This is a genomic window from Bacillus sp. FSL L8-0152 (assembly GCF_038006365.1).
Lineage (GTDB): Bacteria > Bacillota > Bacilli > Bacillales > Bacillaceae_G > Bacillus_A > Bacillus_A cereus.
The window spans coordinates 3,552,778-3,566,113 of the sequence record NZ_JBBOVB010000001.1; the positions used below are offsets into that span (position 1 = coordinate 3,552,778).

Genomic DNA, 13,336 nt, shown 5'->3' on the forward strand with positions numbered 1-13,336 from the left:
AACTATTCCCTCCGAATACTTATTTCAAATTACTTTTCAATTTTTACAACTACTCTCTATCTTTCCTTACATAATCCCTTTCAACATTAAATTCCAATACATATATGGCAACATATATCTTTTAAGTAAAAACATACTATACCGTTCTTTCGCTTGATTAAATGGAAACGTTTCTTGTGGCTCATGTTCATAGTTAAACTCAGCGAGTATAAGACTTTTATATCCTGTAACAATCGGACATGATGTATATCCATCATATTTAGCCTGCAAGTCTCTTCCGTTAAGTACGTCCATAATATTTTGTTTTAAGACAGGTATTTGCTTTCGAATTGCTGCTCCAGTTTTAGAGGTAGGTAAATTGGTACAATCTCCAAGTCCGAAAATATTCTTATACTGTACATGCTGCAAAGTATAAGGACTTATATCTACCCAGCCCTGATGATCACTTATCTCACTTTCTTTGATAAAGTTAGGTGGTCCCATTGGTGGAACAACATGTATCATACTATATGGTACTGTTTCTCTTTTCATTGTTTGCATATCTTCAAAAATTGCTTCTCTTTTTTCAGCGATAATCTCTACTAAGTTTTTATTATAGTTCGTTATAATTTGCTTTCTTTCTAGTACTTGTTCTAAAGTATTTGCATATCGCGGAACCTGAAAGATGTTACTGTTTGCAGAATAAAACATTACTTCACTTCTGTTTCTTACACCACTATTACAAAAATACTCCTCTGCTAAATACATAATTTTTTGTGGAGCACCACCGCATTTAATAGGAGTATTAGGGTGGGTAAAAAGCGCATTTCCTCCTTTAAATTTTTCGATTTCTCTCCAAGTAGAATCAACATATGTATAAGAATAATTGCTACATACCCCATTAGTCCCAATAGATTCTTTTAAGCCTTTAATACCTTCCCAATTTATTTGTATACCAGCTGCTACAATAAGAATTTCATACTCAAGCAGCAGTCCGTCATCTAACAGTATCTTATTTTCATCCGGAAATAACTTAACAACACTTTTAGGGATCCACGTTGCCCCTTTTGGAATAAGCGATTCTTGATCACGCATTGTACTTTCCTTTGAAACAATTCCTCCCCCCACTAAACTCCATAGTGGCTGAAAATAATGTTTTTTTGACGGATCAATAATCGCTATACTTTCTTTCAATAGGGGGATATTTCTTAATAAATGTGCAGTAGAAGATATTCCTGCAGTCCCAGCACCAATTACAATAATTTTATAAGTATCTCTGGTCTTCATTATCCTCTTCCTATCTAAAATTGATTTTTAAATTAACTAATTAGTAGCCATTTTTTCATCGTAGTAACATTATTATAAGTTAAAAACATCATAGATTTATCTGATTTAAATGAAAATTTTGTTAATTTCACCATCAACATTACTATATGCGTAAATCCCCTATGTTACTTCCATATTTTAGTTTTAATATTAAAACTATATATTTTTATATAAAATAAAAAATATATTAAAATACTTTTCATGAATCCGGATAAGTAATGTTTAAAAAACAACATCTAACATCTTAGATGTTACAATAAGCAAATTCACATACTTCACAAATATGAAAAGTATTAAATATCACTTAAGTTTCGTTACTTTTTTCTGTATATATTGATAAAAAATTGTGAAATTTTATCGCATTATGCAAGACATTTAATATCAAATATATTACTTTTACTATGAACTAAATGTGTTTATAGGAAGTGTATAGATAAATAAAGTGCTAAATTGACTCTTATGCAGTAATGACTGTTTAATTTATCTAAAAATTGAAAAAATATGTGTAGATATATATCATTTAAAATACATATATAATTAATTTTAATTTTCCGACACGTTTTTCACATAGTTCTTAAACCAGTTTTTTGCGTGCATTATGAAAAAAATTGTACCGTGTCAATCTTAAAAAATTATATATCATAACTTTAAGAGAGGAAGGAAAACTATGAAGATGAAACGAAAAATCATGATGACAACGGCACTTGCAGCTACGTTAGCTACAGGTGCACTACCTACTACCTCGGTGTTTGCTGCAGAAAAGGAGGCTCCTATTCAACTAAAAGAGGCACAATTAAGTATTCAACCTTTTGCACAAAACAATTTGGAAACAGCCGTTCAAGCTGCCTTAAATGGTCCAGAAGTCAAAAAAATCAAAGTATTTGAACATGAATTTAATGTAAAGGAAATAGAAGTAGTAAATCTAGGTGCAGGAAAAAAATATGTTAAGGGGCAAATCTCTCATCATTTAAGTTTTCGTCCAGATGATCAATTTTATTATGAGTTTACAGTACAAGATGGAAAGGTACTAGATAAACCTGTATTTAATATTGACAGAGGTGGTTGGACACCATTTGCTGCTCCACTTTTATCAATTCTTGCTGCGTATAATGGAATTCCAGTTAATCCAAATGATTTAAATGCACTTGGTCAGCAGATTGGTAAAGTTATAGATGGAAGCTGGGAACATGCAGCCCAATCAATTGCAACTGTAGTTAGTCTAAGTTTTAATGAGTAGAATTTTTCAATTTTTATTAGCAGTGTAGAGATCCGCTTTTTGTAATCAGCCTTGTTATAAGAGATTCTAAAACAGCTATTAATAAATTTTTACCACTCAATCACATTATCTTGATTTGTTTACCACCTTATCATTCATTATATGTCACAAAATAGAAGTCTTTTTTAGGACTTCTGTTTTGTTTGTATTGAATACGATAAACAGTTGTTTTTTGGAGGCTATACTTCGAGTTTTCAAGAATCCGTTTGGCTATTAGGGACAATTTATAATAAAAAATTATTAAAGTCTCAAATAACTTACTCCTCCTATTGTTAATTATTTTTAAATACAAAAATTTATTATCTTAAGAATGAAAAACAATAAATATAGTAAAAAATCATCTAACAATTGTTTAAAGGTCAGGAGAGAAAAAATGAACAAAATAAAAATGAGAAATTTCTTTAAAATTAGCATCCTTACTTGTATTACACTAGCAAGTTTAAGTACACCATCTACTATTTTAGCTGATAGTCATCCAGGTTACTCCTATGAATCCAATATAGGGTATCAAAATCCATCGTGGATGTCGAAAATAGAAGGTTCAACAAAAATAAGTGAAATATCTATTCCAGGGACTCACGGTACGATGGCTTTACATGGAGCGAGTTTTCTTGATGAAAATTTGACAAGAAATCAAACTATGAGTTTATCCCAACAATTAAATTCCGGAATTCGATATGTAGATATGCGTGTTAAACGTGTAAAAGATTCTTTTGCAATGTATCATGGCGTTGTAAATCAAAAAGCAGTGTTTGAAGATGTATTAAAAGAGACCATTCAATTTTTAAAAGATCATCCAACAGAAACAATATTAATGCGCTTAAAAGAAGAAACTAATCCTGAAAGTGGATCTCTATCATTTGAGGAGATATTTTTAAAATATAAAAACGTTAATGCTTCATATTTTTGGGATCCTAATTCCGTACCAACTTCAGATAGAAATAACCCTACTTTAGGAGATACCCGCGGAAAAATTGTAATCTTACAAAACTTTACATCCGCTCAATTGTACGGGATTGATTACGAAGGTTTAAATATACAAGATAAATTTGAAATTGGAAGCGGACCAGACGAAATATATACAAAATGGATTGCGATAAAAAACCATCTACAAAATACAAATATTAATTTTAATAATGGAAAAATTTATCTCAACCATTTTAGTGGTACGGGAGGCGCAGCCGCATTTTTAAATAATGTATATCCTTGGTTTGTTGCAAGCGGAAAAGAGAGCAGGAATACTGACAGTAGTCCTAAATTGATTCAAACGAATTCCACTAATGCGTGGAGTGATTTCCCTCGTGATAGAAACGGACAAGTATACTATGGGGGGATGAATACACTTGGGACCGAACTCTTACAACAAGGCGCAATTAAACATTCTGGTATCATCGCAGCTGATTTTCCCGGTCCAGGTTTAATTGATAGTATCATTAAATTAAATGGTATACATTCAAATGAAAAAGAAATATTAATTTCACAAATATCATCTGAATCTAGTCCTTTATCAGGGCAACAAAATCGATCCAGCCAAAACTTTAAAATTGATAGTTTACCTGTAGGTACCAAAGAATTAAAATGGGTTATTGAGCCTTCAGAAAAAGATTATCCTTCTACTATTTCTTTCAATGTAATGATTGATGTTTCCCTAGGAATAGATTCTACTCGTTGGAAAAATATTTCACATGAATCTAGGACTGAAGCTTACACAAATACTAAATATTATATTGCAAGTCCAATTGGTGCCACTAGAAAATTCACAGTGAAAATATACGCTATTACAAATTAAAAAAAAGAATCCCAATGGAATTCCATTGGGATTCTTTTTTAATTTCATTTCGTAAACATTAGGATGGCGTTTAAATTTTATCCCGCATTAACGGGCGCCCGTAAAAGCCCGATTGGTGAGGGATGATAATCAGTGGGGGATGAACAAAACCTTCACTGATTAAAATTTCACTTTATTAACATATTATTTAATCCATTAGATAATTATATTTGAAACAGCCCTTAATTTTTAAAGAGCAATCCAAATTTGTTAACTACCTTTTTCAGCTTATCATTTATTCAAAACTGGCTTCCAAAGCGATAAAGCAAAAATCCAATTTGAGTCGCCATTTCCTTGATGATTTTGAACCGCTTCGTACACTTTCCCCTCATGTATTACTCTATCACCTTTAGTATATGCTTTTCTTGCATCCCATTTTTCATATGCGGAATCCTCTAACTTTGTTGTTACATTCAAAACATCACTTCTACTAGATTCATTTCCAGCTAAATCAACCGCCGTCACTACATATTTATACGATGTATTAGCCTTCAAATCTTTATCCATAAAGGATGTATTAGCCGCCGTCCCAATTTTATTCATAACCCCAGCGCTTTCTCTATATACAATATAATGGTCAACACCTACATTATCTTCTGACGGACTCCACATCAAATCAACAGTTGTCGCCGTTGTACCCATACTATGTAATCCTTTTGGTTGAGCTGGAGCCTCTATATCTGGGATTGCATGTGTTGTCTTAACCTTTAGTTTTTCACTTTCTTTTGATATGTTTCCAGCAGAGTCTAATGCCTTTATTGTATAAGTATATTCCGTATCTGCTTTTAGTTTTTTATCAATACAAGTTGTACCTGGTACCGTATTAATTACTTCTCCATTACGTAACACTTGATATTCTTTTACACCTATATTATCAGTAGAGGCCTTCCATGTTATTTCAACACTATTGGCAGAAACTTTAGAGGCATTTAATTCAGTTGGTTGACTTGGAGCTACTGTATCAGGTGTTTCATTATTTACTAAATTTACATCAATTACATTATAAAAGGCATTTGACGTATCTGCTACATCCCATACAGCTAAAATAACATGATAACCATTACGATCAGTTGGTACATTAATTGTATGTGTTAAATTATTTGATGCGGCCGAACCGTCATGTTTTACAGTTCCAATTGGTTCTAATTCCGCACGTGTTAATGGTTTATTAGGATCCCATCCTTTTTTTGTAATGTAATAATGCCATTTACTTGTAGAATGTGCTGCTGTATATTTCCATGTAAATGTATTTTCTCCACCCTTAATTGTGTTTTTGAACCAACGATTTGTTGTTTGTTGGTCAAGAGTTCCTCCAAATAGTCCTCCTGCCGAAGCGATTTTACCATCAATCGGTCCACCATCGGGAAACCCTTTAGGTGCTTCTAGACTTTGAGGTTCATACATTACATTTCCACAATTTAAATTTAATGCCCCATAATTCTGACTACATAAAGCAGCACGACTACTCGGCTTTTCAACAAACCCGTGTGCATACGCACTTTGAGGAGTCATTGTGATTGCTGTCATGCCTGCAGCCAAAACACAAGCACCAATCCCCTTTTTACTTGTTCTTAATCTTTCCAATTTAGATGTTAATTTCAATTTCATTTTTGTCCCCCCAATATATTGCTTTCGCTAATATAATAGCAATATAGGGATAAACGAACAAATCGTCAATTAATATATTAATATCTCTCATAAATTGGTACATTTATTATTATTTTTAATCTCCTATAAAAATAAAGTAAATACAATTAAGCAATTTTGTAACATTATGTATTAAAAGAAGAATAAAAACTTCATTTAATTTCACAAAAAATTCAAATATTAAAACAAAAAAATTCCTCATGTAGGAAAAATAAATTTTTTATATTACAAAAAGCAAAAAAGTCTAGAAGAAACCGATTATATCCGTTTCTTCCAGACTTCCGCTACTTTTATACCACTCACAAATTCTTTAACCTTAAACATATACACTTGAGGTTAAAACACATATAATACCCCTACTAATTCAAACTAACGCTTAATTACTTATAAAATAACTTAAGGTATCTAGCTTAACTGTATTTTCTTTATTAATAGCTATTTTCTATCCTGTATTTCCTTACTTTAAACAGATTATCAAGAAATTGTTAATGTTTAAGAAAAGAGAAAAGGTTTAAAAATAGAAAAGATTTAAAAATACAATTTTAACTATCACATTCTAATAATTTATTGTGTTATTTTTATCTAATAAGGCACAGAAACAAAGGATGAACTTCAGTGTGCTTGAGAAAAGTTTTCTTAGGGTGAAACGTTTAAAGGGTATTTTAGTACTGAGTTTTTATTAAATGTTCCTGTACCTAATATTTAAATTAACGTATGTCAAAATATTTTACAATACGAGTGTTAAACGTTACATATTTCTATATAAAATGATACATTTCATCAGCACGCCTCCCTAATATTTATGCTAAATATAGAAAATTCAGCTCGTTAGGATTTAATTTTAGAATTCTCATAAAAGCATATGATAGATTAGGCACGTAATTGTCACAAATTAATAGTCTATCTACTTTTTAATTACCTATGAAAACTTTATTATCGCTTTATTATTTACTCCTAAACCAAAGAACATCTATACCTACAACTTCTTAAAACTCTTTTAGATAATCTTTCAAAAGATTTGATAGTTTTATATTTTATATTTTTTTATTGTACATTTTTGCATTTGATGTTAGGATTATGCCTATTAAAATTGAATCGTAACGATTCTTCTTTATAATTTCCACATTTTAATTGTTAAATAAAAATATAGATTCTGATATATATATTCAAAATCAGACCTACAATATCTTTATTTTACAATGATTTCGTGGCATACCTTTAGAATGGAAAGATATATGCAACAACGTGTTAAGGGGTTACAGGAGGAACAAAAATGAGAGACTTTTTTGATGATAAGTACAAAAATATTGAATTAAAAAGGAGGTTAATCAATTTAATAAGTGAAATTAGCGAATTCAAAGGAAAATTAGCTGCTTATCAGGAACAAAACCCTGACATATTTAATAGTTTAGAAAAAACTATACCACTACATTACATAAAAAATTTCACAACTATTTATGAGGATATAAAAGTTCCTAATAAAAGATTAAAAGAACTTATTTTAGATGATATAGTACCTCAAAATATTTCTGAAGATGCTATTTTCTGCTATTATCAAACACTTTCTTTTGTACATAAAAACTCCTGTACTTTATTAATTAATCCAGCAACTATACAGGAATTACATTTTCAACTAATACATTATATTACCTCTGACAGTGCCAAATGGCGTGAAAAACCTTTTATTATTCCAGGAGTTCCAGAACATGGAATGCACTTGAATAGTTACCGCATTCTTCCGCATGAACTTATCCCACGGTTTATGGAGCAATTATGTGATCAATACAACTCATTAAATACTAGTAAGGGGCTACATTCACTTTTATTAATAGCTCGTTTTATATTAAATTTTTATTGCATAGTCCCTTTCAATCAAGGTAATAACAGGCTGGCATTTATGTTAATGCAATTGCTGTTAATTAAGAGTGGACATACATTTGTAAAATATGTATGTTTGGATAAATATATTAAGAAAAACGAATCTGATTATTACAATTCGATTTATAAATCTTCGGTGAATTGGTACTGCGAGGAACATAATAATAGCTTTTGGTTAAAAACGTTTTTAACCATTATATTAGAGGCTTACAAAGATCTACATAACACAGTTCTAGATTCTATATGTAAACATACTAAAGTTGAGAGAATTCAGGATTTTATACTTAAACAAAAACAACCCTTTACTAAGGAAAGTATTCGTAACACTTATCCAGACATTGCAGAAAGTACAATCAGTAAGGCTTTAAATTCCTTGCAAGTGTTTGGCCATATTAAGCTAGTTACAAAAGGAAGAAACGCAACGTGGATTAAGATTTGACCATACTTTCAATACACATGAGGTTTAAAAATTCAATTATAACCTTATCATTGAATTTCATTTTAATTTTAAGATAATATTACTTTTTTAGTTATTTCTAATTCCAACAAAACATTTTATAGGAAAAGGTCCGCTTTCCCCCGCCTTTTCCTATAATAAAATGAAATATAAACATAGAATGATTGTCGAAAAAAGTCGTATTTTAATATTTTTTCTTTATTTTCTGGTTGTAAACGTTTCACTTTCATGTTACCATCTTAATCAAACAATAGATGGTAATAAAAATGAAAGTATTTCTTTCCCTTAGAAACATATAAACGTACGGTAATATCAAGAAAATAAGGTCAAAGAAATATTTGATACCTACCAAAATAATTAATAGGAATTTTGTCGCACTGTTTTTTCTGATAATTAAGAAAACGCATTTTGTCCCTAAACAAAATTTGTTGGTGCGCAAAATTAAAATACACTAGAACACCCAAATAAATGAAATATCCTTTTTCATTGAGTATGAAGGTATGAAAAAAAGAATTCTCCTTACAAAATTTAGCAGATTAACATAAAGACATCTAAATTACTACCTTTATCGCCATCTATTGTTGACATCATATTTACCAACTAAAAAAAGAACCTATCAAGGGCTCTTTTTATTATAATCATTCAAATTTCAATTCTATCTTAATACTGAAATTTCCACACAAATTACATCTGCTTTTTGCTCCCAATTATTGAATTAATAATATAGCACATCAAATTTATTAATTCTTATCTCCAATTAGTTTAAATTAGTGAATAAAATTCAATCATATAAAAATAATAAATACAACTAATCGTTATATATTAAAGAGGTGTCAATTTTGTCCTTAAATGAAGAGACCTTAGAAACTAAGACAGATAAAACCATTGAAAAGATCCAAACAAGTAACTTAAAAGAACTTAAAAATACATTAGATAACATCTTTGATATTAGTGCAGATTTAATTGAACATCCTTTGCAATTAAAAACAAACACGAATATTTTATTATATTATTTTGAAGGCCTTACAGATGGTGTTGCATTAAAAAGCAATGTTGTTACACCATTATTACAAAACGTAAATGAAGACAGTCAAATATTTAATTCTAATATTATTGCTACTCATACCAAAATAGTATATACATGGAATGAAATTAAAGAAGGATTACTTGAGGGGCAATGTGTACTGTTTATGGAGGGAGAAAAGCGTTCACTTCTAATAAATACAAAAGGCTGGGCAGAGAGAGCAATTCAAGAGCCAATTTCAGAAGTTACTATAAAAGGATCCCATGATGGATTTATTGAAAATGCCACAAAAAATATAGGTCTTATCCGTCGATATATTCCTTCTACAGAGTTAAAAATCAAAAAGCTGACGATTGGAGAAAGAGCCACTTCTTTAGTCTATTTAATTTACTTAGGTGATGTAGCAAACGCAGATGTAGTCCAAGAAATTGAAACCAGAATCTGTAAAATCAAAACAGATGCGGTATTAAGTATTGGAGAGCTATCTAATTATACAAAAGATCAAAATTGGACTCCTTTTCCACAGGCATATTTAAGCGAGCGCCCAGACGCCATTTCAAATCATATACTTGATGGGAAAGTAGCAGTATTAATGGATAGATCCCCTGGTGCAATGGTTGTTCCGATGAATTTGATTGGATTTTTTCAAACCCCAGATGACTATAATATTCATTGGCTCATCGCATCATTTTTTCGCTTATTACGATTTGCAGGATTTATTATAGCTATTTTTTTACCCGCATTTTATATTGCTATAGTCTCTTTTCACTTTGAAATTATTCCTATAGACTTATACACTTCTATTGCAACATCAAGAGTCAAAGTCCCTTTCTCCCCCTTATTGGAAGCTTTTATAATGGAAATTACACTAGAAATGCTACGTGAAGCTGGCATTCGCTTACCACAACCAATTGGACAAACTATTGGAATCGTTGGAGGGATTGTAATTGGACAGGCAGCTGTTCAAGCTGGTCTTGTTAGTAACGTTATGGTTATTATCGTATCTATTACAGCCATTGCTTCATTTATTGTTTCTAATTATGATTTATCAAGTTCTATACGCCTTATCCGTTTTCCAATGATGTTATTGGCTTACTTTTATGGGATTGTAGGTATTGTTAGTGGATTAATGCTCTTATTTGCTCATTTTGTTTCACTAACTTCCTATGGTTCACCATACGGAATGCCAATCGCACCATTTCGTCTCCAAGAGTTAAAAGATTCTTTTGTAAGATTTCCTATTTCGATGATTACCACCCGCTCGAGTACAGGACAGCCGAAACAAAGAAAGAAAAAAGAAGGTGGTTAACATGGAGAATCTTAAGTTCCAAAAAGTAACTTTATTCGAATTTATTATTTTCATTCATTCGCTGCAACTCGCATCTGGTATGTTAATTATGCCAAGCCCACTTGCTACTACTGCTGGTACAGATGGCTGGATTTCGATCATTCTCGGATGGATAGTTACTTCTATAATCGGTGTATTTATTATATTAATGTTACAAAAAAATCCTAACAAAAATTTCTCACAAATCTTAAAAACATACTTTGGTAAATGGATAGGGACAATTCTTTTTCTTGCATATGCCTTTTATCTATTTTTTGCTGGATTTAATACTTTATTAAAGGCAACTGATATTGTAAAAGTGTGGATATTCCCTTCCACTCCTGCTTATCAAATCACCATATTATTACTATTACCTTTTATTATTTTAGCCCTGAGTGGGTTAAGGGCTCTTACTAGTTATTCTATGCTTGTTTTCTTCTTCACTACTTGGATGCCGCTATTTCTTCTTTTTTCACTAAAGACTAACTACAATCCTTTACACCTACTACCTATATTTAAAGAAGGATTATACCCTATTGTAAAGGCAACAAAAGAAACCATTACTCCTTATGCTGGCCTAGAAATTGCATATTATATATACCCATTCTTACAAAAAAAACAAAAAGCCATAAAAGGACTACTAATAGCGAATACTGGAACCATGTTTTTCTATCTATATGTTACTATCCTTTCTTATATATACTTTAGTCCAGAAGGGATAAAAGATGTAATCTGGCCAGTATTTCATCTGTTAAAAGGGGTTCGTTTTTCTTTCATGGAACGATTAGAAATTATATATATCGCTTACTATTTAATTGTATTTTCCACTACAATATATCCGTATTTATTTTTCAGTTTTGAATCTGTGACCATTTCACTTCAAAAAAACGCCCGCAATTGGGCGCTACTTGCTTTTATGTTACTTATAGTTGGCCTATTTATTTTCCTAAATCCCGATGTGGATCAATATTTGTTTATATATTATCTTATGGATATCTTAAATGTCTTTTTCTTTATTCTATTACCAATCTTATTTTTCGCTTACAGTATTCTTTTTACTTGGATTACTAGGAGGAAACAACTTTGATTCGAAAATGGATATGGATTGTAATTTGTTGTGTATATATAATTGGTTGTAGTCAGAGAATTCCTCTTGAGAAGGTTTCATTAATCCTGTTAATTGGCTTGGATAGAACCCCTAATGGAGACATAAAAGTTGGAACAAGCATACCACTCTTTCATCATAAACAACCAAAAAGTACTATAGAACATTGGACACAAGCATCAACTGTATATACTGGATTCAGTAAGATAGATACGAAGTTAACAGGCTTTATGACAGCTTCCAAAGCTGAAATCATTTTAATTGGGAAAAAATTAGCGCAAGAAGCAAATTGGTTGCAGGAGCTTGATTCTTCTTACCGTGATCCTTACGCTACCATTAATGCTAAAGTAGTACTTGTAGATGGACCTGCAGAAGAAGTTTTTAAAATTCATAAGCCTAGTAAACCATCACTTTCATCTTATATAAATGGTGTAATCGAATCGTCAATTCAAAATAACCAATCCGTCTCTTCTACAATTCAACAATTAATGCGAGAACAAAATGAAGAAGGAATGACGCAAACTGTTCCAATTATCAAAAAAACAAAGAATGAAATCGACACAGTTGGAATTGCATTTTTAAATCAAAAAGGGAAATATTTAACTCATATCCCTAAAAAAGATGTTAAATTTTTCAATCTTATAAATAAGCAAAAAAGTAGCGGGCGAATGATACTACACCTTGCGCTTCCTCCTAAAAAGTCCAACAAAAAAACAAACACTTCTATCTTCGTACAGAACGCGACAAGGAAGGTAGTTGTTAATTTTCAAAACGGAAAGTTTGTATTTAATCTCGATATATATGCTAATGTAGCTTTAATAGAAAAAACCAATGCGAATTCAATTAAGGGACACTATGATAATAAAAAAAATATAAATAATTTAAAAAGTGCTATTCAAAAAGAAATTAATAATAATTTACAAAATATGTTGTATGAAATACAGCAGAATAAAATTGATCCAATCGGATTATCCCTATATGCTAGAGCATTTCAATATAAAGAGTGGAAAAAAGTAAAAGGAGATTGGTTGCAAGCGTTAGCAGAGGCTAAAATAAATGTAAAGACACACGTCAAAATAAAAGATACTGGGACCATTAGAAATTAAAATAGACTAGTCTATTTTTCTGCTTAAAAGTTTTTCTAAGTGGGTTTTCCCTCTTCAATATTTATCATGTAAAAGGTGCTACTTCAAAGAAAACTCTACTCGTTAAATGCTAACCAATAGGGTTTTCTTTTTTTATCTAAGTATTCTTTTAAAAAGACAACAATTTTACTACAGTAATCAAGGACTGGTTTCTAATTTAAGTTACTGGAGAGTAAATAACTCTGGTGCAATATCCCTACCAGTTTTCATTCCAATAGCAACTCAATGATATAACATTAAAGATATAATCCCTTAACTTAGGGATTTTGACTTTTCAAATTTATACCATTGTCTTAGTTCTATGTACTTTGATATATATGTCCACATCAATATGTTATTGCATC

General features: G+C 30.8%; 8 protein-coding genes. 6 read left to right on the forward strand and 2 right to left on the reverse strand.

The features are described 5' to 3' along the window. Nucleotides 1-66: 66 nt before the first annotated feature. Nucleotides 67-1,266 carry an FAD/NAD(P)-binding oxidoreductase gene (locus MHH27_RS17850; protein WP_061661125.1) on the reverse strand — a complete coding sequence of 400 codons (1,200 nt, stop codon included), beginning with the start codon at nt 1,264-1,266 and terminating at the stop codon, nt 67-69. Between the two features lie 706 nt (nt 1,267-1,972). Here MHH27_RS17850 and MHH27_RS17855 point away from each other — a divergent pair. Both MHH27_RS17855 and MHH27_RS17860 read left to right on the forward strand, forming a co-directional pair. Next, complete coding sequence (locus MHH27_RS17855; RefSeq protein ID WP_000782798.1) at nt 1,973-2,542, forward strand: hypothetical protein; 570 nt, start codon at nt 1,973-1,975, stop codon at nt 2,540-2,542. A gap of 412 nt (nt 2,543-2,954) precedes the next feature. Next, the gene (locus MHH27_RS17860) at nt 2,955-4,370 is read left to right on the forward strand and encodes a phosphatidylinositol-specific phospholipase C (protein ID WP_065229160.1); all 1,416 of its coding nucleotides are present in this window, start codon (nt 2,955-2,957) and stop codon (nt 4,368-4,370) included. Nucleotides 4,371-4,640: 270 nt separating this feature from the next. On the opposite strand, the gene MHH27_RS17865 is transcribed toward MHH27_RS17860, so the two are convergent. Further along, entirely contained in the window at nt 4,641-6,017 is a 1,377-nt protein-coding gene (locus MHH27_RS17865) for a lytic polysaccharide monooxygenase (RefSeq protein WP_340943577.1), read from the reverse strand. A 1,312-nt stretch (nt 6,018-7,329) separates the two neighbouring features. Between MHH27_RS17865 and MHH27_RS17870 the strand changes: the two genes are divergently transcribed. The 4 genes from MHH27_RS17870 to MHH27_RS17885 all read left to right on the forward strand — a co-directional run bounded on the left by MHH27_RS17870 (nt 7,330) and on the right by MHH27_RS17885 (nt 12,953). Continuing rightward, nucleotides 7,330-8,373 (forward strand): Fic family protein, encoded by a 1,044-nt coding sequence (locus MHH27_RS17870; protein WP_001204217.1) that lies wholly within the window; start codon nt 7,330-7,332, stop codon nt 8,371-8,373. Between the two features lie 857 nt (nt 8,374-9,230). Beyond that, on the forward strand, nt 9,231-10,724 hold the full coding sequence (locus MHH27_RS17875; protein WP_340943579.1) for a spore germination protein: 1,494 nt from the start codon (nt 9,231-9,233) through the stop codon (nt 10,722-10,724). Nucleotide 10,725: 1 nt separating this feature from the next. Next, a complete protein-coding gene (locus MHH27_RS17880; RefSeq protein ID WP_340943582.1) occupies nt 10,726-11,829 on the forward strand; it encodes a GerAB/ArcD/ProY family transporter in 1,104 nt (367 codons plus the stop codon). After that, nucleotides 11,826-12,953: a Ger(x)C family spore germination protein gene (locus MHH27_RS17885; RefSeq protein WP_000619980.1), complete on the forward strand. Its 1,128-nt coding sequence runs from the start codon at nt 11,826-11,828 to the stop codon at nt 12,951-12,953. Before MHH27_RS17880 ends, MHH27_RS17885 begins: the two co-directional genes overlap by 4 nt. The last annotated feature ends 383 nt before the right edge of the window (nt 12,954-13,336 follow it).

Coding starts and splice junctions, on each gene's coding strand:
- MHH27_RS17870 (WP_001204217.1), top strand. CDS start 7,330: ATGAGAGACTTTTTTGATGATAAGTACAAAAATATTGAATTAAAAAGG.
- MHH27_RS17880 (WP_340943582.1), top strand. CDS start 10,726: ATGGAGAATCTTAAGTTCCAAAAAGTAACTTTATTCGAATTTATTATT.
- MHH27_RS17855 (WP_000782798.1), top strand. CDS start 1,973: ATGAAGATGAAACGAAAAATCATGATGACAACGGCACTTGCAGCTACG.
- MHH27_RS17850 (WP_061661125.1), bottom strand. CDS start 1,266: ATGAAGACCAGAGATACTTATAAAATTATTGTAATTGGTGCTGGGACT.
- MHH27_RS17865 (WP_340943577.1), bottom strand. CDS start 6,017: ATGAAATTGAAATTAACATCTAAATTGGAAAGATTAAGAACAAGTAAA.
- MHH27_RS17860 (WP_065229160.1), top strand. CDS start 2,955: ATGAACAAAATAAAAATGAGAAATTTCTTTAAAATTAGCATCCTTACT.